Annotated in this window: 16 protein-coding genes; 8 read left to right on the top strand and 8 right to left on the bottom strand. The window is 61.2% G+C overall.

Translation table 11 applies throughout. The features are described from left to right. Window positions 1-103 precede the first annotated feature (103 nt). Window positions 104-592: an RNA pyrophosphohydrolase gene (gene rppH, locus AAFM31_RS10735; RefSeq protein ID WP_341707918.1), complete on the top strand. Its 489-nt coding sequence runs from the start codon at window positions 104-106 to the stop codon at window positions 590-592. Window positions 593-594: 2 nt separating this feature from the next. Beyond that, entirely contained in the window at window positions 595-2,862 is a 2,268-nt protein-coding gene (gene ptsP / locus AAFM31_RS10730) for a phosphoenolpyruvate--protein phosphotransferase (protein ID WP_341707917.1), read from the top strand. A 4-nt stretch (window positions 2,863-2,866) separates the two neighbouring features. On the opposite strand, the gene AAFM31_RS10725 is transcribed toward ptsP, so the two are convergent. Beyond that, entirely contained in the window at window positions 2,867-3,622 is a 756-nt protein-coding gene (locus tag AAFM31_RS10725) for an NRDE family protein (RefSeq protein ID WP_341707916.1), read from the bottom strand. Between the two features lie 103 nt (window positions 3,623-3,725). Here AAFM31_RS10725 and AAFM31_RS10720 point away from each other — a divergent pair, with 103 nt between their 5' ends. The 4 genes from AAFM31_RS10720 to AAFM31_RS10705 are packed head-to-tail and all read left to right on the top strand — an operon-like array spanning window position 3,726 to window position 6,612. Then, window positions 3,726-4,508: a sulfite exporter TauE/SafE family protein gene (locus AAFM31_RS10720; RefSeq protein WP_341707915.1), complete on the top strand. Its 783-nt coding sequence runs from the start codon at window positions 3,726-3,728 to the stop codon at window positions 4,506-4,508. A gap of 9 nt (window positions 4,509-4,517) precedes the next feature. Beyond that, entirely contained in the window at window positions 4,518-5,312 is a 795-nt protein-coding gene (gene lgt / locus AAFM31_RS10715; protein ID WP_341707914.1) for a prolipoprotein diacylglyceryl transferase, read from the top strand. Beyond that, window positions 5,309-6,103: a thymidylate synthase gene (locus AAFM31_RS10710; protein WP_341707913.1), complete on the top strand. Its 795-nt coding sequence runs from the start codon at window positions 5,309-5,311 to the stop codon at window positions 6,101-6,103. Before lgt ends, AAFM31_RS10710 begins: the two co-directional genes overlap by 4 nt. Then, window positions 6,100-6,612, top strand: a complete 513-nt coding sequence (locus AAFM31_RS10705) for a dihydrofolate reductase (RefSeq protein ID WP_341707912.1) — start codon at window positions 6,100-6,102, stop codon at window positions 6,610-6,612. The genes AAFM31_RS10710 and AAFM31_RS10705 overlap by 4 nt, the downstream gene beginning before the upstream one ends. 1 nt (window position 6,613) lies before the next feature. On the opposite strand, the gene AAFM31_RS10700 is transcribed toward AAFM31_RS10705, so the two are convergent. From AAFM31_RS10700 to AAFM31_RS10675, 6 genes are all read right to left on the bottom strand, one after another. After that, a complete protein-coding gene (locus tag AAFM31_RS10700; RefSeq protein ID WP_341707911.1) occupies window positions 6,614-8,287 on the bottom strand; it encodes an EAL domain-containing protein in 1,674 nt (557 codons plus the stop codon). A gap of 231 nt (window positions 8,288-8,518) precedes the next feature. Continuing rightward, complete coding sequence (gene ilvD, locus AAFM31_RS10695) at window positions 8,519-10,357, bottom strand: dihydroxy-acid dehydratase (RefSeq protein WP_341707910.1); 1,839 nt, start codon at window positions 10,355-10,357, stop codon at window positions 8,519-8,521. 236 nt (window positions 10,358-10,593) lie between these two features. Then, on the bottom strand, window positions 10,594-11,877 hold the full coding sequence (gene argA, locus AAFM31_RS10690) for an amino-acid N-acetyltransferase (RefSeq protein WP_341707909.1): 1,284 nt from the start codon (window positions 11,875-11,877) through the stop codon (window positions 10,594-10,596). Window positions 11,878-11,940: 63 nt separating this feature from the next. Then, window positions 11,941-13,089: an acetylornithine deacetylase gene (argE, locus tag AAFM31_RS10685; protein ID WP_341707908.1), complete on the bottom strand. Its 1,149-nt coding sequence runs from the start codon at window positions 13,087-13,089 to the stop codon at window positions 11,941-11,943. A gap of 86 nt (window positions 13,090-13,175) precedes the next feature. After that, window positions 13,176-14,435 (bottom strand): inorganic phosphate transporter, encoded by a 1,260-nt coding sequence (locus tag AAFM31_RS10680; RefSeq protein ID WP_341707907.1) that lies wholly within the window; start codon window positions 14,433-14,435, stop codon window positions 13,176-13,178. A gap of 91 nt (window positions 14,436-14,526) precedes the next feature. Continuing rightward, on the bottom strand, window positions 14,527-15,204 hold the full coding sequence (locus AAFM31_RS10675; RefSeq protein ID WP_341707906.1) for a TIGR00153 family protein: 678 nt from the start codon (window positions 15,202-15,204) through the stop codon (window positions 14,527-14,529). Between the two features lie 128 nt (window positions 15,205-15,332). Here AAFM31_RS10675 and AAFM31_RS10670 point away from each other — a divergent pair, with 128 nt between their 5' ends. Beyond that, window positions 15,333-16,736, top strand: coding sequence for a CYTH domain-containing protein (locus tag AAFM31_RS10670; protein ID WP_341707905.1), 1,404 nt, complete (start codon window positions 15,333-15,335; stop codon window positions 16,734-16,736). 66 nt (window positions 16,737-16,802) lie between these two features. Next, on the top strand, window positions 16,803-18,602 hold the full coding sequence (locus tag AAFM31_RS10665; protein WP_341707904.1) for a GspE/PulE family protein: 1,800 nt from the start codon (window positions 16,803-16,805) through the stop codon (window positions 18,600-18,602). Between the two features lie 36 nt (window positions 18,603-18,638). Here the strand turns inward: AAFM31_RS10665 and AAFM31_RS10660 are convergent, their stop codons facing one another. Then, window positions 18,639-19,865, bottom strand: coding sequence for a ubiquitin-like protein (locus tag AAFM31_RS10660; protein WP_341707903.1), 1,227 nt, complete (start codon window positions 19,863-19,865; stop codon window positions 18,639-18,641). Window positions 19,866-19,891 lie beyond the last annotated feature (26 nt).

Genomic DNA, 19,891 nt, shown 5'->3' with positions numbered 1-19,891 from the left:
AAATGCCCGCAATCGCTGACATCAATCGGTGGCATTTCCGTAATTGCTGCTGCGCCGTGCTTTGTGGAACAATGCGGTGATAATTGAATAAGGGATAGTGGCTGTGATTGACCCCGATGGTTTCAGACCCAACGTCGGCATCATCCTGACCAATGAGTTGGGTCAGGTGCTTTGGGCAAGGCGCATCGGCCAGGATTCGTGGCAGTTCCCGCAGGGCGGTATTCAGCGCAATGAAAGCCCTGAGCAGGCGCTGTATCGCGAACTGCACGAAGAGGTCGGTCTGCTGCCTGAAGATGTTGAAATTCTTGCCTGTACCCGTGGCTGGCTGCGTTATCGTCTGCCGCAGCGGCTGATTCGTAGCCATTCGCAACCGGTTTGTGTGGGCCAGAAACAGAAGTGGTTTCTGCTCCGTCTCAAGTCCGAGGATCAGCGGGTCTGTATGACGCGCAGCGCAAAACCGGAATTCGATGGCTGGCGCTGGGTGAGTTACTGGTATCCTCTGGGCCAGGTTGTCCCGTTCAAACGCGATGTCTATCGGCGTGCCATGAAGGAACTTGCGCCGAGACTGCTCTCAAGCCTGCCGGGTAGTTGAATATGCTCAATACGCTGCGCCGCATTGTTCAGGAGGTCAACTCTGCCAGAGATCTGGCAGCGGCTCTGGACATCATAGTGCAGCGCGTGCGTGAAGCCATGGGCACCGAGGTCTGCTCGGTCTATCTGCTTAACCCGGAAATCAGTCGCTACGTGTTGATGGCGACCGAGGGTCTCAACAAGGACGCCGTTGGTGCCGTTACTCTGGGCACCAGCGAGGGTCTGATCGGTTATGTCGGCACCCGCGAGGAGCCGGTCAACCTCGAAGACGCTGCTTCCCACCCCCGTTTTCGCTATTTCGCCGAGACTGGCGAAGAACGCTATGCCTCCTTCCTCGGCGTGCCGATCATCCACCACCGCCGGGTGATGGGCGTGCTGGTGGTGCAGCAAAAGGAGCGCCGCCAGTTTGACGAGGGCGAAGAAGCCTTCCTGGTCACGATGAGTGCGCAGCTTGCCGGCGTTATCGCACACGCCGAAGCAACCGGTGCCATTGGCGGTTTGGGCTGGGGTGGCGAAGTGGTGCAGGACACACGCTTCGATGGCGTGGCCGGCGCACCGGGCGTGGCTATCGGCCATGCGGTCGTGATTCTGCCTCCGGCCGACCTGAAGTCAGTTCCGGACAAGCAGATTCAGGATGTCGACGCCGAGATTGCGCTGTTCCGTCGTGCCAAGGACAGTGTGCGCGATGACATGCAGCAGCTGTCCAGCAAGCTCTCGACCCAGCTGCGACCCGAAGAGCTGGCCCTGTTTGATGTCTATCTGATGATGCTCGATGATGCGGCGCTCGGAAACGAGGTGACCAATATCATCCGCACTGGGCAGTGGGCGCAGGGCGCGCTGCGCGAAGTGGTCAGCTCACATGTCACCCGTTTCGAGTTGATGGACGACCCGTATCTGCGTGAGCGCGCCGCAGACGTCAAGGATATCGGGCGCCGCATCCTGGCCTATCTGCAGGAAGTGGGGCGGCAGGAACTGGTGTTCCCGGAGAACACCATTCTGGTCAGCGAAGAACTGTCGCCGGTCATGCTTGGCCAGGTGCCGAAGGAAAAGCTTGTAGGCCTCGTCTCGGTGCTTGGCTCGGGCAGTTCGCATGTGGCTATTCTGGCTCGCGCGATGGGTATCCCGACTGTGATGGGTGCGCTGGACCTGCCGTATACACGCCTCGACGGTATGGAACTAATCGTCGACGGCAACCGCGGCGAAGTGTATTCCAATCCGTCGCAGGAGCTGCATCGCCAATACCTGGATCTGGTGCGCGAAGAGCGTGAGCTGGTGCAGGGGCTGGAGAAGCTGCGCGACGTACCCTGCGTGACACTTGACGGGCATCGCATGCCGTTGCTGGTCAATACCGGTCTGCAGGCGGATGTGGCTCGCTCGCTGGACCGTGGCGCCGAGGGGGTTGGTCTGTACCGCACCGAAGTGCCGTTCATGATCAAGGATCGCTTCCCCAGCGAGAAAGAGCAGCAGGCAATCTATCGCGAGCAGCTCGAGGCGTTTCATCCGCTGCCCGTGACCATGCGCTCGCTGGATATTGGCGGCGACAAGGCGCTGACCTATTTCCCGATCAAGGAAGACAACCCCTTCCTCGGCTGGCGCGGTATTCGCGTGACGCTCGACCACCCGGAAATCTTTCTGGTGCAGATGCGGGCGATGCTCAAGGCCAGTCAGGGTCTGAACAATCTGCGCATCATGTTGCCGATGGTCAGCAGTGTGTTCGAGGTAGAGGAGGCGTTGCACCTTATTCACCGCGCCTACAGCGAAGTGCTGGACGAGGGTGTCGACGTCCCGATGCCGCCGGTCGGAGTCATGATTGAGGTGCCTGCTGCGGTTTATCAGGCGCGTGAGTTGATCCAACTGGTCGATTTTCTGTCGGTAGGCACTAACGACCTGACCCAGTATCTGCTGGCGGTCGACCGCAATAACCCGCGTGTTGCCGATCTCTATCATTCGTTGCACCCGGCGGTGCTGCAGGCGCTGATCAAGATCGCGACGGCTTGCCGGGAAGCGGGCAAGCCGATGAGCGTCTGTGGCGAGATGGCTGGCGACCCTGCTTCTGCCGTGTTGCTGATGGCCATGGGATGCGACGCGCTATCGATGAACGCGACCAACCTGCCGAAGGTGAAGTGGCTGCTGCGCCAGATCAATCTGTCCGATGCCAAGGCCCTGCTGGATGAAGTTATCGAGCTGGATAACCCGCATCTGGTACTCAGCACGCTGCATCTCGCCCTGCGCGGCATGGGGCTCGGCAAGGTGCTGTCGCAGCCGCGCTGAGCTTTTAGCTCCACTCCTTGCAGGTTTCGCCCTGCGGCTCCCCAAGTGGTCCAAATCGGCGTTCGTTAAGGCGGACGCGATCCTGTGCCTGCAGGCGCAGAATGCTGCTGGAGCGGGTGCCGTATTCGGGTAACCCAACAATGAAAGCCGCAGACAGCATACGTTCCCATTCCAGGCTGATGCCGGTGTTGGGTAGTTGATTGTCGGGGTAGAGCTGGTCTTTCGCGAGCAGTGAGAAGAGGGCGTCATCGCTGGCGTTGAGGTTATTCGCCAAGCCGCTGCGCAGCGCCAGTGTTTTCGGCCAGGGGCTATCCAGGTCGGCGTTTGATACGGCGTAGATGCCTGGCTCAAGTCGGCGTGGCTGGCCATGCTGGCTGTTGAGGAACCACAGTTGTTCGCGGTCTCCGACCAGCAGGTTGAATCCTGTGTACTGATCCAGAGCGCTGCACAGTGTATTCAGGAAATCGGCCGGCCCAAGTGCACCCAGCAGGTAATCCAGCGGCAGTTGCCCGCGTGATTTGGGCGCCTTGGCGGCGCCCGGTGAGCGGATGTTGGTGACCGCAGCAAAGCGCCCCTCGCGGGTGACACCAAGCCATGTTCCGCCGGCTTCCAGGTCCTTGCCCGCCAGGAGTTCGGGATGCCCTTCGGCAGCCCATTCGCTCAACGCCCGTGTCGGGCGGTGATGGAACTCGTCGCGGTTACCGATCAGCAGCAGCGGCTGCTGTGGGGATTGCTGCCAGGCAAAGGCGATCAGACACATCAAGCTACTCCTCGGTACGGTCGCGGCAGTGTAACCCGTGTGTCGGATCGGGGCGATCCGCGATAGACTAGCCGACTTGCGCGGGTTCGCTTTCGGGGGTGTTGTGGAGTTCTTGGTCTATCTGGTGCTGGGTGGTTTTGCCGGCACGCTGGCAGGGCTGTTTGGTGTCGGCGGTGGCATGATCATTGTTCCGGTGCTGGTCTACAGCTTCGCGCTGCAGGGTATTGCCCCCGACGTATTGACCCACATGGCAGTGGGTACCTCGCTGGCGACCATTGTGTTTACTTCCATCAATGCGATTCGCGCGCACCATGCAAAGGGCGCGGTGCGCTGGCATCTGTTTGTCTGGCTGACTGTCGGGATTGTGCTCGGTACGGTGCTCGGTGCGCTGACCGCAGCGCAGATCAGCGGTCCGCTGCTACAGAAGATCATCGGCGTGTTTGCCATCTGTATCGCCATTCAAATGGGCTTCAAGCTGCAGCCCAAGGCTGCGCTGGCTGAACCGGGCAAGCCAACCCTCGGGGTTGCCGGAGGGGTGATCGGCTGGGCGTCGGCGATTTTCGGTATTGGTGGCGGCTCGCTGACTGTGCCGTTTCTGGTCTGGCGCAGCGTGCCGATGCAGCAGGCGGTCGCCACCTCGTCGGCCTGCGGGCTGCCCATCGCGCTGGCTGGTGCGGTGTCCTTTATCTTTACCGGCTGGGGCGAGAGTCAGCTGCCGTCATGGAGTCTCGGGTATGTTTACCTGCCGGCGCTGATCGGTGTTGCCGCGACCAGCATGCTGTTTGCCGGGTTCGGCGCCAGGTTGGCGCACCGGTTGTCGCAGGATGTGCTCAAGCGCCTGTTTGCCTTGTTGCTGCTTTGTGTTGGAATCAACTTTCTTGTCTAGGGATCCTGCATGTTGACCTATCCGCAAATTGACCCCGTGGCGCTCGCCATCGGCCCGTTGAAGATCCATTGGTACGGGCTGATGTATCTGATCGGCATCGGTGGCGCCTGGTGGCTGGCGCGCCGCAGGCTGGCCGCTTTCGACCCGACCTGGAGCAAGGAAACGCTGTCTGATCTGGTGTTCTGGGTAGCGCTGGGGGTGATCGCTGGCGGCCGGTTGGGTTATGTGCTGTTTTACGATCTGGCCTCCTACATCAATAACCCGCTGCTCGTGCTTGAGATCTGGAAGGGTGGCATGTCATTCCATGGAGGTTTGCTTGGGGTGCTGCTGGCGCTGCTGTGGTTCTCGCACAAGCACAACAAGCGCTTTTTCGAACTGGTCGATTTCGTTGCGCCGCTGGTGCCGATCGGACTAGGGGCTGGGCGCATCGGTAACTTTATCAACGCTGAACTGTGGGGCAAGCCAACCGATCTGCCTTGGGCGATGATCTTCCCGACCGACCCCGAGCAGTTGGCGCGCCACCCGTCGCAGCTGTATCAGTTTGCGCTGGAGGGCGTCGCGCTGTTCACCATTCTCTGGTTCTATTCACGCAAGCCGCGGCCGACCATGGCTGTCAGTGGTCTGTTTGCCATCTGTTATGGCTGCTTCCGCTTTGCTGTTGAGTTTGTTCGTGTGCCGGACGCTCAGCTCGGCTATCTGGCGTTCAATTGGTTGACCATGGGTCAACTACTCTGTATTCCCATGATTCTTCTAGGCGCTCTGTTAATGGGGCTTGCCTATCGGCGTGAGGGGCGCACCGCATGAAACAGTATCTCGACCTGATGCGCCATGTGCGCGAGAACGGCACCTTCAAGAGCGATCGTACCGGCACCGGTACCTACAGTGTGTTTGGGCACCAGATGCGTTTTGATCTGGCCGAGGGCTTTCCGCTGGTGACGACCAAGAAGTGCCACCTTAAGTCCATCATTCACGAGCTGCTGTGGTTTCTGCAGGGTGATACCAATATCCGTTACCTGAAGGAAAACGGCGTCTCGATCTGGGATGAATGGGCTGATGAGAACGGCGACCTGGGGCCGGTATACGGCTATCAGTGGCGCAGTTGGCCGGCACCAAACGGCGAGTCCATCGATCAGATCAGCAAGCTGATAGCGATGATCAAGAGCAATCCTGATTCGCGCCGACTGATCGTGTCAGCCTGGAACCCGGCGCTGGTTGATCAGATGGCGCTGCCGCCGTGTCATGCGCTGTTTCAGTTCTACGTCGCTGACGGCAAATTGAGCTGTCAGTTGTATCAGCGTTCAGCAGATATCTTCCTCGGTGTGCCGTTCAATATCGCCAGCTATGCGCTGCTGACGCTGATGGTGGCGCAAGTCTGCGATCTGCAGCCGGGCGAGTTCATCTGGACTGGGGGCGACTGTCACCTGTACGCCAACCATATTGAGCAAACCGATCTGCAGTTGACCCGTGAGCCGCTGCCGCTGCCGACCATGAAGCTTAATCCGGATGTGCGTGATCTGTTCGCGTTCCGCTTCGAGGATTTCGAGCTGGTGGGATATCAGGCTCATCCGCATATCAAGGCGCCGGTGGCAGTATGAGCGGGATCAAAATCGCCATGATCGCGGCGCTGGCCAGTAATCGGGTGATCGGTCTGGACAACGGTATGCCCTGGCACCTGCCGGAGGACCTGAAATACTTCAAGGCTACGACGCTGGGCAAACCGATCATCATGGGGCGCAAGACCTTTGATTCGCTTGGGCGGCCGCTGCCGGGGCGAACCAATATCGTCGTCAGCCGTCAGGCTGATCTGCAACTGGCAGGGGCAGAGGTGTTTGAGTCGATAGAGGCCGCGCTAGATTTTGCCGAACAGCAGGCGGCGACTGACGGTGTTGACGAGGTCATGGTCATTGGTGGTGAAACCCTTTATCGCCAGTGCCTGGCAGAGGCTGATCGTCTGTACCTGACGCGCATTGATGCGACACCCGAGGGCGACGCCTGGTTTCCCGAATTTGATGAGGCAGAGTGGGTGTTGGCGAGCGAGCGGAAGGTTGAGGCGGGCGAGGGCTATCCTGCGCACGTCTACCAAGTGCTTGAGCGACGCAGCTGAGTCAGTTGAGGGCAGCGTCCGGTTGCCCGATCAGCTCTTCGAGCGGCCGTGGCATGCCGATCCAGTAGCCTTGCAGCAGATTGCCACCCCAGCGTGAGAGCTGTTCTGCGACCCGCGCGTCTTCTACATAGTTGGCCGCAACCTGCTTGTCCATGCCCCGTGACAGGGTAATCAGATTCTGCAGATACGCGCCCTGCTCGGGCGATGGGCTTTCGCTCAAGCCCCGGCAGTCCACCTTGACGCCCTTGATCGGCAGTCGGCTCAGATAGCCGAGGGCGCCGTATTCTGAACCGAAATGATCCAGCCAGATTTCCACGCCCAGTTCATGCAGCGCGTTGCAGAGTGCGGTCGCCTGGCTGGCGTGCTTGAGTAGGGCGTCCTCGCGCAGCTCCAGCTGAATCATGTGTGGTGGCACCTTGCTGCGAATCAGCAGCTGGCGCAGCTGATCCACGAAGCGGGGCTGTTTCAGTTCGCGATCGCTGAGGTTGATCGATAGGCGGCAATGGACGCCGGCATCGAGCCACTGTTTGACCGCCTGCAGCGCCTGACCAATCACCCAGTGGCCCATCGGTAGGATGAGACCGCTGTGTTCGGCGAGTTTAAGGAACGCATCTGGCGTCAGCAGGCCGAGCTGCGGGTGCTGCCAGCGCAGCAGCGCCTCCCACGCCACGGTGTCACCGTGGTTGGTGTCGACAATCGGCTGATAGTGCAGACGGAATTGGCCTTCGAGCAGGCCGTGGCGCAGGCCCTGTTCGATATCCAGGTTGTGCCGGGTCTCTGCGTCCTGCTGCGGATTGAAGAACGCATAGCCGTTGCGACCGTTGGCCTTGGCGCGGTACAGGGCTTGGTCTGCATGCTGCAGCAACTCTGCGGCATTGGCGCCGTGACCAGGGAAGGTGGCGATACCGACGCTGGCAGATACCAGCAGATGGTGGCCGCTGAGGGTAATCGGTTCGCTCAGGGTATGGATGATCTTGCTGGCGATCAGCGCCGCGTCGTTCGGGTCGTGCAGATCATTCAGTAGGGCAACAAACTCGTCGCCGCCAATACGGGCGATCAGGTCGTCCTGGCGCATCGTGCGGCGCAGGCGATTGGCGATGACCGCCAGCAGCAGATCGCCCAGGCCGTGGCCAAAGCTATCGTTGATCTGCTTGAAGTAATCGAGGTCGATATAGAGCAGGGCAAAGCCGGTGGGACTGCGCTGGCCGCGCAAAATCATGCGGTCCAGTTCGGCTTCCAGCAGGGCGCGGTTGCCGAGGCCGGTTAGCGGATCCTGGCGCGCCATCTGCTGCAGTTTCTCGCCGCTGCATCGGCGGCGCTCGGCATTCACCAGTGCGCGTTTTATAACGTCTGAGTTGAGAGTGTCGCGCGGCAGGACGTCGTCGGCACCATCTTCAATGGCGGCGCCATCGCGCTCGGCGCAGTCGTCATCGCTGATCAGCAGCAGCAGAGTGTCGGCCGACGCGCGGCGGGCGTCCTGCAGCAGTGCTGGTTCGTTGGGTAGCAGGCAGGCGTCATAGTCTTGAGCGCTGAGGCGGGCAGCGGCATCGCGGGTGCTGGTGCAGATGTCGACCAGCAGTGGCCCGGCAGACGGGGCACGGCAGAGCTCGAGCAGTTGCTCGCGCTTTGTCGGGTTGGCTTCTACCAACAAAATCTTGCGTGCTGCGCGTTCCATGAATAAGGACCCAGTCGGCTGGTGTTATTCGTCCATGTGCAGTTTTGCCACCTCAACATGTTAACGCTGTCACGCTTTTGTAGCCCATCCAAGAATGCCGGGTACAGACGAATCTCCGACGGACGGTATGGCTAAATGCCGCCATCGCCATAATTTTGGCTTTATTTTTGTATTTTTGTCTGATATGGCGAAAAGTTGGCGCAGGGCGGAGCCCTGCGCGCGGGGAGAGGATCAGCCGTCCAGCAGCGCCTTGTCGCGGACGCCGCCCTTGTCGGCGCTGGTTGCCAGCAGGGCATAGGCTTTGAGCGCAGTGCTGACCTTGCGTGGACGTGGTGCAGCCGGCTTCCAGCCTTTGGCGTCTTGAGCTGCGCGACGAGCGGCCAGTTCTTCATCCGATACCAGCAGGTTGATGCTGCGGTTGGGGATGTCGATCAGTACCTTGTCGCCGTCCTGGACCAGACCAATGGCGCCACCGGCTGCCGCTTCCGGAGAGGCGTGGCCGATCGACAGACCTGAGGTGCCGCCAGAGAAGCGACCGTCGGTCAGCAGAGCGCAGTCCTTGCCCAGCCCCTTGGACTTCAGATAGCTGGTCGGATAGAGCATTTCCTGCATGCCCGGACCGCCTTTCGGGCCTTCGTAACGGATGATCACGATGTCACCCGGCTTCACTTCGTCGGCGAGGATGCCTTTGACGGCGCTGTCCTGGCTTTCAAAGATCTTGGCGTTGCCTTCGAAGACGTGGATGGACTCATCGACGCCGGCGGTCTTGACCACGCAGCCGTCGAGCGCGATGTTGCCGTACAGTACCGCCAGACCGCCTTCCTGCGAGTAGGCGTGCTCCACCGAGCGAATACAGCCTTCGGCGCGGTCATCGTCCAGGCTGTCCCAGCGGGTGCTCTGGCTGAACGCAGTCTGGGTCGGAATGCCTGCCGGGCCTGCGCGGAAGAAGGTGTGGACCGCTTCGTCGCTGGTCTGGGTGATGTCCCATTGAGCGATGGCATCGGCCATGGTTGGGCTGTGTACGGTGCTGACGTCGGTGTGCAGCAGGCCGCCACGGGCCAGCTCGCCGAGGATCGAAAAGATGCCACCGGCGCGGTGCACGTCTTCCATGTGGTACTTCTGGATGTTCGGCGCCACCTTGCACAGCTGCGGCACCTTGCGGGATAGGCGGTCAATGTCACGCAGGTCGAAGTCGATCTCTGCTTCCTGGGCCGCAGCCAGCAGGTGCAGGATGGTGTTGGTCGAACCGCCCATGGCGATATCCAGCGTCATGGCGTTTTCGAACGCCTTGAAGTTGGCGACGTTGCGCGGCAGAACCGACTCGTCACCTTCGCCGTAGTAGCGCTGGCACAGTTCAACAGCCAGGCGGCCGGCGCGCAGGAACAGCTGCTCGCGGTCACTGTGGGTCGCCAGTGTCGAGCCGTTACCCGGCAGCGACAAGCCCAGCGCTTCGGTCAGGCAGTTCATCGAGTTGGCGGTGAACATGCCGGAGCAGCTGCCGCAAGTCGGGCAGGCGCTGCGCTCGTACTCTTCCACCTTCTCGTCCGAGCAGGAGTCGTCAGCGGCAACGACCATGGCGTCAACCAGGTCCAGACCATGGTTGGCCAGTTTGGTCTTGCCGGCTTCCATCGGGCCGCCGGAAACAAACACCACCGGGATGTTCAGCCGCAGAGCCGCCATCAGCATGCCGGGGGTGATCTTGTCGCAATTGGAGATGCAGACAATGGCGTCGGCACAGTGGGCGTTGACCATGTATTCGACCGAGTCGGCGATGATCTCGCGGCTGGGCAGCGAGTACAGCATGCCGTCGTGGCCCATGGCGATGCCGTCGTCGACAGCGATGGTGTTGAATTCCTTCGCCACGCCACCAGCCTTCTCGATTTCCCGGGCGACCAGTTGGCCGAGATCCTTCAAATGGACGTGGCCCGGCACGAACTGGGTAAAGGAATTCGCGATCGCGATGATCGGCTTCTTGAAGTCTTCGTCCTTCATGCCGGTAGCGCGCCACAGGGCGCGGGCGCCGGCCATGTTGCGGCCGAAGGTGGACGTTTTCGAGCGGTAATCTGGCATGACGGAGTTCTCGTGGTGTAGTGCAGACGGGCAAGCATACCAATTCACGGGGCGGCATGCAGCCGTGTCGGCGGCTGTTTGCCTAGCTGCGGGGGCGTTGAAGTCGATGTTCTGGAATAAGCAGGGTTTAGCCTGCTACGCTCCGCTAACCGAATTTCTAGTTGTTGCTACGGAAGCCGACCCTGGCGTTGCCTGCTTCGGGGTCGGTTTTTAATCAAGACCTGGTGATGAAAGTGCTAGAGCTTTTTCTCAAACACCTTTGAGTTGCGCTGGAAGTTGTACAGCGCAGCTCGCTTGGCAGGCAGCCTTTCTACGCTGCTGGGTTCGAAGCCGCGTTCGCGGAACCAGTGGGCGGTTCGAGTGGTAAGTACGAACAGGGTGTCGATCTTCAGGCTGCGGGCCTGGCTCTCGATGTGCTGCAGCAACTGATCACCCCGGCCGCCCTGGCGGTAGGTCGGGTCAATCGCAACGCAGGCCAGTTCCGCGGCGCTGGAGCCTTCCAGCGGGTACAGGGCGGCGCAGCCGATGATGCGGCCGTCCCGTTCGATCAGGGTGAACTGGCTGATCTCGGTTTCCAGTACTTCCCGCGAGCGGCGTACCAGAATGCCGGCCTCTTCCAGTGGCCGCAGCAGCTCCAGCAGGCCGCCGACGTCGTCGATGCTGGCGCCACGGATCTGCTCGAAGGCCTCCTGGCTGACCAGGGTGCCGCCACCGTCGCGGGTAAATAGTTCAGTCAGCAGCGCACCGTCGTCGGCAAAGCTGACGATGTGGCTGCGCCGCAGCCCGGCATTGCAGGCTTTGCAGGCGGCCTGCAGCAGGGTGCCGGGTTGGCTGTTGCCGAGTTTGGCCAGCAGGGGGGCTGCGCGGGTTGGCTTCAGCTCGCGCAGCAGCTCTCCCTGCTCGTCACGGATGCCGGCGTCTTCGCCAAACAGAATCAGCTTGTCCGCTCCCAGCGCCACGGCGACGCTGGTGGCGACGTCCTCGCAGGCCAGATTGAACGCCTCGCCGGTCGGCGAGTAGCCAAGGCTGGAGAGCAGCACAATGTCCTGTTCATCCAGGTGGCGGGTGATCGCTTTGCGATCGACTCTGCGCACTTCACCGGTGTGGTGAAAGTCGACGCCATCCACAACCCCAATCGGCTTAGCGGTAACCAGGTTGCCGCTGATGACCCGCAACCGGGTGCCTGACTGTTGGGCGCACAGGCGAGCTTCAATGGCGATGCGCAGGCTGCCGACGGCGTCGATCACGCAGCCGAGGGTGTCCATGTCGGTTACCCGCAGGTCGTTGTGGTAGTGCGAACGGATGCCGCGGCTGGTCAGTCGCTCCTCGATCTGCGGGCGCGAGCCGTGAACCAGCACCAGGCGCACGCCCAGGCTGCTGAGCAGCATGATGTCGTGGATGATGTTGTTGAAGTTGGCGTGGATCATGGCTTCGCCCGGCAGCATCAGCACAAAGGTGCAGTCCCGGTGCTGGTTGATGTAGGGCGTCGAGTGGCGGAACCAGTTGACGTAGTCGAGCATGCGCGGTGTTCCAGACAAAAGAGCTATTAAAGGGGTTTGCGGGCGGGCCTTCAAGCCGCCTTGTTACTGCAGGCAGAATCGCCGGATCAGGCCTTGCAGTACGTCGATGGTCGGTTGCAGGCGATCCAGGGCGAGAAACTCGTCTGGCTGATGCGCCTGATCGATATCGCCGGGCCCGAGGATCAGGGTCTGCATGCCGAGTTGGTTGAGATAGGGCCCCTCTGTGGCAAAGGCCACTGCGGCGGCGCTTTGCCCGGTCAGCTCTTCGCAGGCGCGGACGATCGGTGAGTCCGCCGGGGTCTCGAACGCAGGTACGCCAGGAAACAGTGGTTTGTAATCGATCTGCACCTGATGCTCGGCAGCGATCGGCAGCAGTCGCTCGCGGATCGCTGCGCGCAGCTCATCGCCGTTCATACCGGGCAGTGGGCGGATATCGAACTCCAGGGCGCATTTGGCGCAGATGCGATTGGGGTTGTCGCCACCATGGATGCAGCCGAGGTTCAGTGTGGGTGTGGGTACGCCGAATAACGGGTTGTTCCAGCGCTTCTGCCAGCTACCGCGCAGTTGCAGCAGATCGCCGATTACCGCGTGCATGGCCTCCATGGCGTTATGACCCAGGCTTGGGTCGGAGGAGTGGCCGGCCTGGCCGATGATGTCGATGCGCTCCATCATGATGCCCTTGTGCAGGCGGATTGGCCGCATACCGGTGGGCTCGCCGATGATTGCGTGGCGCGCTTGGGTGAAGTCGGCAGCGACCAGTGCGCGTGCGCCGCTCATGGAGCTTTCTTCGTCGGCGGTGGCAAGGATGATCAGCGGTTGTTTGAACGGCTGGTCGAGGTAGCCGCGGACGGCCTCGATAATCAGCGGGAAGAAGCCCTTCATGTCGCAGCTGCCAAGCCCGTACCAGCGATTGTCCGCCTCGGTCAGGGCGAAGGGATCGTGTTGCCAGCGCTCTGGGTTGCAGGGAACCGTGTCGGTGTGGCCGGCCATGACCAAGCCGCCGGGGCCGCTGCCGTAGGAGGCAATCAGGTTGGCTTTGCCTGGCTGGCCGGCGATCGGCAGCAGGCGACAGTCGAAGCCAAGGTCGGTGAGCCAGCTTGCCAGCAGCTCTACGACGGGCAGATTGCTTTGGTCCAGGTCCGCCTGCGTGCAGCTGATCGAGGGGAGCCTCAGCAGGGCGTCAAACTGATCCTTCAGTGGCGGCAGGGACATATGCAACTCCGGTTGAGGTGGGCGTTCTGCCAGTCAGAACGCCCGACGCAAATGTCGTTTCAGCTTACGCCGCCGGTGGCGGATAGTCAGCTGAAAATCCCGGAGAGGATGAAGAAATAGGTGATGGAGAGGATGGCGCCAGCTGGCAGGGTGACGACCCAGGAACTGAAGATGGTGCCGATGACGCGCAGGTTCAGTGCACCGATGCCGCGCGCCAGGCCCACCCCGAGAACCGCGCCCACCAGGGTGTGGGTGGTGGAGATCGGCAGGCCGATGCTGGATGCGCCGACGACCGTGGTGGCCGTGGCGAGTTCGGCGGCAAAGCCGCGGCTCGGCGTCAGCTCGGTAATATGTTTACCGATGGTCGCGATAACCCGGTAGCCGTAGGTCGCCAGACCGACAACGATACCGATGGCGCCCAACAGCAGTACCCAGCCGGGTACCAGCGATTTGCTCGCTACTTCGCCGCCGGAGTGCAGCACGCCGACGATGGCGGCCAGCGGGCCAACCGCATTGGCGACATCGTTGGAGCCGTGGGCAAACGCCATCGCGCAGGCGGTGAAGATCATCAGGACGGCGAAGACTTTTTCCACACTGGCGAAGTGGAAGGTCTTGTCGGCTTCAGGATCGGCCTTGATTCGGCTCAGCAGGATCACGCCCAGACCTGAAACCAGAACGCCAGCGATTAGCGCCAGACCCAGGCTCTCCCAGCCGCTGAGGTTCAGGCCGATGTGCTTGAGGCCCTTGGTCAGAGTCAGGATGGTGACCACGAAGCCAACCGCGAACATGTAGAAAGGCACATAGCGCTTGGCGTTGGCGAAAGGGTTCTCGGTGTCGAGAATCAGGCGGTGTACGCTGATGAAGATCATGAAGGCGACGATGCCGGACAGCAGCGGCGAGATGACCCAGCTGGCGACGATCGGGGTGACGCCTTCCCAGTGCACAGCTTCCATGGAGACGCCGACGGCGCCGAAGCCGATAACCGCGCCGATGATCGAGTGCGTGGTCGATACCGGCCAGCCCTTGATCGAGGCAACCAGCAGCCAGGTGCCTGCTGCGAGCAGCGATGCCAGCATGCCGAAGACCATCTGATCAGGGCTGATCGCTTCGGCGTCGATGATGCCGCTGCGAATGGTCTGGGTCACCGATCCACCGGCCAGATAGGCGCCGAGGAACTCGAAGACGATGGCGATGAAGATTGCCTGCTTGATGGTCAGGGCGCGGGAGCCGACCGAGGTGCCCATGGCATTGGCAACATCGTTGGCGCCGACGCCCCAAGCCATGAAAAAGCCGAATAGGCAGGCAAGAATCAGCAGGATGGTGCCGTACTCTGCAATCAGGGTCATATCTCTAATACTCTAAAACGGGTGCATGGGCTGGCGGCTTTCTGCCGAGGCGGAAAGTTTGTCAGGGTGCTGTTGGCCGTTCGGTCGCTTCCTAGCGGGCCATCAGCAGTTCCAGGCGGTTACCGACGCGCTGGGCGCGGTCGGCAACATCACCGATCCATTCAATGATCTGATACAGGAACATCACATCGACCGGCGGCCAGTCCTTCTCCAGCTTGAACAGCTCGGAGCGCAGGCCAATCTGCATGTTGTCGGTATCGTGTTCGATGCGGTCCAGCTCTTCGATCAAACGCTCAACCAGCGTGACCTCTCGGCCGGCAAAACCGGTCTCCAGCAATTCGTCGAGCTCGTTCATGGCCTTCAGCGCTTGGGCCGCAGCGTCGATGGAGCGTTGAACGAATTCGCGGAATGCGGGGAAAAGCGGGGCAGGAATGACCATGCGACGGCCAAACATCAGGCCGGCGATATCCTTGGCGCGGTTGGCTACTTTGTCCTGTACACTGAGCAGCTCCAGCAGGTCGGAGCGTGGCACCGGCAGGAACAGGCTCTTGGGCAGGTGAACGCGGACGTCTTTCTTCAGTTTGTCTGCTTCACGTTCAAGCTTGGCAACCTGCTGCTGCAGGCGCTCTGCTTCGGTCCAGTCCTCGGCCTGCAATGCATCGATAAAGGGCAGGAGCTGGGCGGCACACTCGTGCGCCTTGGCAATGTGCTGTTGCATGGGGCCGATCGGAGATCTACCGAACAGTGTGAGGAACGGATTGTTTGGCATGACGCCTCCCGCTGGAATTGAGGCCGCAAAGTATAGGTGCTGAGGCTGCGGCCGTCATCAAATTGAAAACAATTGAACATTATTCGCCGGTGGCCACCTGTTGCCGCCGGCGCTGTCGAGAATTACACATGGTCAAAGAAACTGAAATCAAGCTGCGCGCCAGTGCCGATGTACTGCAAGCCCTGCGCACCCATCCGCTGCTCGACGAGCGACGTCAGGGCGACTGGCAGAGCGGCACTTTGTACAACCAGTACTTTGATACAGCCAACCGTGATCTCGCTGCCGCCAAGGTAGCGCTGCGTCTTCGTCGTGATGGTGACACCTTTATTCAGACGCTGAAAAGTCGAGGGCAAAGCGTCGCCGGGCTATCCGAACGCAACGAATGGGACTGGTACCTCAAGACTGACGCGCTGGATTTGTCGCTGCTGGATGACAGCTGCTGGCCAGCGGAGTTGGTCGAGCTGGACAAGCAGAGCCTGCAACCGGTGTTTACCACCGACTTTCAGCGCACCCGGGCGCTGCTGCGCTGGGAGCGTGAAGGTGAGATTGTTGAGGTAGAGGCCGCTCTTGACGAAGGTGAGGTGCGTACCGAAAGCGGTAGCGAGCCGATCAGCGAGCTTGAGTTGGAAGTGCGCCAGGGACCGGCGATTGCCTTGCTCGAGCTGGCTCATGCGCTGGCAACCGAATTGCCACTGATGCCGTGCGATATCAGCAAGGCCGAACGTGGCTACCGGCTGTTTGATGCGCGCAGCTTTAACCTGCGTCTCGATCAGCCTCGGTGGCAGGCCGATACTCCGGTCGATGACGTCATTGCCGAGCTGGTCAGCCAGTTGTTGGGCCGCGTGCAGCGTCTGGCCGAGCAGTATCGCTATGCGCATCAATGGAAATTGTTCCGTGAATTGACCGGCGCGCTGGCGCAGTTGCGCGCCGCTTTTGCGGTATTTGATCTGGCGTTGCCGCGTTCTGCGGCGAGCCCTTTTGTCGGGCCGCTGGATGCGTTGCTGGCGACATTTCAACCTCTGGTGCTGGCCGGCTGGGCCGATGACGCAGATGGCGAGTCGGCCCGGCGCGCAGCGGAGGCCGAGTTTGATCGACAGCTTGAGCTGCCAGGCTGGGGGGCGCTGTTCACCGAGCTGGCACTGTGGCTGCAGCAGCGCCGCTGGACGCAGAATCGGCCGCCACGTGGTGACCGGGTCGCCGGCCTGACGCTGGAACGCTGGTTGCTAGCTGCGACCGGCAAGGAGATCCAGGAACTGCGCGTGCCGCATAACAACGATTCCGAGCATATGGTCAGCGAGTGGCTTGATCAGTTGCCGCGCCTTGGGCGACTGCATATGCTGCTGGCCCAGTTCCGCCCCTGGCTGGACGTGTCTGAGCCGGATCGCCTGTTTGGTGAGTTGAACAAACTGCAGGCATTGCTGGAACAGTACCCGCAGATTGATGATGAGCAACGCGAATTGCTGCTGGCGGCGTTGCGCAAGCAGGGTGTGCGACTGCGTCGGCTCAACGCCTGGCGCGAGCTCAACAGCTGATTACTCGCTAACGCGACGGCTGCCGGATGCAGGCGTGCTAGACCGAATGGGACGGGGGAGCAGTACATGAATAGGTTGGCGGATCTGGCGATCCCGGGAAGTGATCGCCCGCTGGAACTGGTGGATTTTCTCACCACGCTGGTAGCGCAGGGGCGAATGAGTCAGGACAGCGCTGACCAGCTTGTCACTCTACGCCGTGCGGCAGTCGGTGATACCGCCAAGCTGCATCCGTTGGAGTTTATTGCCGGACAGAATGTCGAGGATCTTGGCCGTCCGGGCAAGACCTTCGACCTTGATAGCCTCAGCCGCTGGCTGGCCAGTGAAAGCGATCAGCCCTGGTATCGCATTGATCCGCTGAAGATCAACGTCACCGCGGTCACGCCGCTGATGTCGTTTGCCTTCGCCCAGCGCCACCGCATCCTCGCGGTTGAGGTTAACGACCGCGAGGTGACCATCGCCAGCGCCCAGCCCTTTGTACAGAGCTGGGAGGACAACCTGCGGCACGTGCTCAAGCGTGACATCCGCCGCGTCATTGCCAATCCCGAAGATCTGCAGCGTTACTCGGTCGAGTTCTACCGTCTGGCGCGCTCGGTCACCGGTGCCAACGCCACTGACCAGAAGGCCAGTGGCGTCGGCAACTTCGAGCAGTTGCTGAATCTGGGCAACATGAGTCAGGAGCCCGACGCCAATGACGCGCACGTGGTCAATATCGTTGACTGGCTGTTCCAGTACGCGTTCGAACAGCGTGCCAGCGATATTCATATCGAGCCGCGGCGCGAGTCTGGATGCGTGCGCCTGCGTATCGATGGCGTGCTGCACACCGTGTACCAGTTCCCGATTCAGGTCACCATGGCGGTCGTCAGCCGACTGAAGACCCTCGGTCGCATGAACGTGGCCGAGAAGCGCAAGCCGCAGGATGGTCGAATCAAGACCCGTGCGCCCAAGGGCAATGAGGTTGAATTGCGGCTTTCCACATTGCCGACCGCCTTTGGCGAGAAAATGGTCATGCGGATCTTCGACCCGGACGTGCTGCTGCGCAGCTTCGATCAGTTGGGCTTTTCTGCCGAGGATCAGCGGCGCTGGCAGCATATGGTCAGTCAGCCCAACGGCATCGTGCTGGTCACCGGGCCGACCGGGTCAGGCAAGACCACCACGCTGTACACCACGCTCAAGCAACTGGCGACGCCGCAGGTCAACGTCTGCACTATCGAAGATCCGATTGAGATGGTGGAAGACAGCTTCAATCAGATGCAGGTGCAGCACAATATCGACCTGACCTTCGCCAGCGGCGTGCGCGCGCTGATGCGTCAGGACCCGGACATCATCATGGTCGGTGAGATTCGTGACCTGGAAACCGCCGAAATGGCGATCCAGGCGGCGTTGACCGGGCATCTGGTGTTGTCGACCCTGCACACCAACGACGCGCCCAGCGCGGTCAGCCGGCTTATCGAGCTGGGTGTGGCTCCCTACCTGATCAAGGCCACGGTGCTGGGCGTGATGGCGCAGCGGCTGGTACGGACCCTGTGCCCGCACTGCAAGGCGCCCGCACCGGTCGATGAGGAAGCCTGGGTCGATCTGACTCGGCCCTGGAATGCGCCCTTGCCGACCCAGTCGCAGCACGCGGCAGGCTGCCTGGAGTGCCGTGAAACAGGCTACCGTGGTCGCGCGGGCGTATATGAACTGATGATGTTGAGTGACGGCATCAAGGCGCTGATTCATAACGACACCGATATCGCGCAGTTACGCTTGCAGGCCTACAAAGAAGGCATGCGCAGTCTGCGCCTGTCGGGTGCGCAGAAGGTCGGCGCCGGGCTGACCACGATCGAAGAAGTGTTGCGGGTGACGCCGACCAGCCAGCAGGGGTGAGCGCGCCGAGTCCGCTCAGGCTCGGCGCGGCGGTGTTCAGAACGAGCCGACGACGTGCATGGCCAGCCAGGCGTCTGGCTCCTCTCCTTCGCTGGTTGCGTTGGCACTGACGATCAGCTTGAACGGCGAGAGCGTCCAGATGCTGCCGATCGAGGCTCGCAGCCAAGTGTCCTTGGCGCTGCTGACATCGATGTCAAAATTGTCGATACCGCCCAGCGTGCCGCGAACATTGGAGCTCGACTCATCAAAACGGTGCACCGCTTCAAGGCCTGCGGTCAGGCTGAAGGTGGGTGTCAGCGGTTTCAGTGCATTTACACCGGCACGTGCCTCCGAAGTCGACAGGTCGCTGTCAGCGAAGACCGCAGGGGCCGCACCGGAGCGTTCGCTGTAGCCGTCGAGTTCTGCCTTGCTATGCGACAGCTCGACGAAGGGTGACAAGCCTGCACCAGCCAGCAATCCGGCGTTTTCCCAATCGTTGCGCAGCCGCAGCGCCCAGGTGCTGGCGTCGGTTTTGCCGACTGAACTATCCGCCACATTATTGCTCAGGTAGCCGCGTTGAATATCCAGATCCGCCTCGCTGTAGTAGAGGCTCAGGGTCGTCCAAGCGTTGTTGCCAAGCACGCCCAGCGGGCTGATCAGCTCCACAACCATGTACTCGCCGCGCTGGTCCTGGGTGCCGCTAAACGCGGTGTCTTGCTTGCTCCAGGACTTGCCCAGGCCGATGCCGATCTGGGCGCGATTGTCGTTGATTACCCAGCAGCCACCCAGTTCGGCCAGCTTGAGCGAGCCGTCGCGCTGTGCGTGATTGTCTGTGCCCCAGTCGCCGGAGGCCCACAGGCAGGACTGGCTGCCGGGTTCGGCGCGCATCTCCAGCGGAGTGCCGTGGCTACCGTGCAGAACCAGAGAGGACTGGGCTATGGCGCCCTGCAACAGTTGCGGCTGTTCCGCCAGGCTTTGCAGGCGCGAGGGATTCAGTATCGATCTGATTACCAGATGCAGGGTCGACTCTTTCTGGATGTTGTAGTCGCCCAGCGTGCGGCCTTCTTCCAGTTGCTTGCCCGCGAAAATCAGTCGCTGACTTTCAGGTGGCAGGCCTGTCGCGTCCTGAATCTTGGCTTTGACGTTTTCGATGGTGTCGTTTGATTCTACTTCCAGTGCAATGTTCTGCCCGGTCAGTGTGCGGACGAAAATCTGCATGGCATAGCCGGGTAGGGAGGTGCACAGCAGCATGGCTGCCAGAAGGGCATTGAGGATGGGTTTCACGTCGGAGTCCGGGTGTGGTTGGTGAT

Source organism: Halopseudomonas sp. (assembly GCF_038130085.1).
In the GTDB taxonomy this organism is placed as follows: Bacteria; Pseudomonadota; Gammaproteobacteria; order Pseudomonadales; family Pseudomonadaceae; genus Halopseudomonas.
This window is presented reverse-complemented; position numbering and strand designations above follow the sequence as displayed.

Coding starts and splice junctions, on each gene's coding strand:
- AAFM31_RS10705 (WP_341707912.1), top strand. CDS start 6,100: ATGAGCGGGATCAAAATCGCCATGATCGCGGCGCTGGCCAGTAATCGG.
- ilvD (WP_341707910.1), bottom strand. CDS start 10,357: ATGCCAGATTACCGCTCGAAAACGTCCACCTTCGGCCGCAACATGGCC.
- AAFM31_RS10670 (WP_341707905.1), top strand. CDS start 15,333: ATGGTCAAAGAAACTGAAATCAAGCTGCGCGCCAGTGCCGATGTACTG.
- AAFM31_RS10665 (WP_341707904.1), top strand. CDS start 16,803: ATGAATAGGTTGGCGGATCTGGCGATCCCGGGAAGTGATCGCCCGCTG.
- ptsP (WP_341707917.1), top strand. CDS start 595: ATGCTCAATACGCTGCGCCGCATTGTTCAGGAGGTCAACTCTGCCAGA.
- AAFM31_RS10675 (WP_341707906.1), bottom strand. CDS start 15,204: ATGCCAAACAATCCGTTCCTCACACTGTTCGGTAGATCTCCGATCGGC.
- argE (WP_341707908.1), bottom strand. CDS start 13,089: ATGTCCCTGCCGCCACTGAAGGATCAGTTTGACGCCCTGCTGAGGCTC.
- AAFM31_RS10725 (WP_341707916.1), bottom strand. CDS start 3,622: ATGTGTCTGATCGCCTTTGCCTGGCAGCAATCCCCACAGCAGCCGCTG.
- argA (WP_341707909.1), bottom strand. CDS start 11,877: ATGCTCGACTACGTCAACTGGTTCCGCCACTCGACGCCCTACATCAAC.
- AAFM31_RS10710 (WP_341707913.1), top strand. CDS start 5,309: ATGAAACAGTATCTCGACCTGATGCGCCATGTGCGCGAGAACGGCACC.
- AAFM31_RS10680 (WP_341707907.1), bottom strand. CDS start 14,435: ATGACCCTGATTGCAGAGTACGGCACCATCCTGCTGATTCTTGCCTGC.
- lgt (WP_341707914.1), top strand. CDS start 4,518: ATGTTGACCTATCCGCAAATTGACCCCGTGGCGCTCGCCATCGGCCCG.
- AAFM31_RS10700 (WP_341707911.1), bottom strand. CDS start 8,287: ATGGAACGCGCAGCACGCAAGATTTTGTTGGTAGAAGCCAACCCGACA.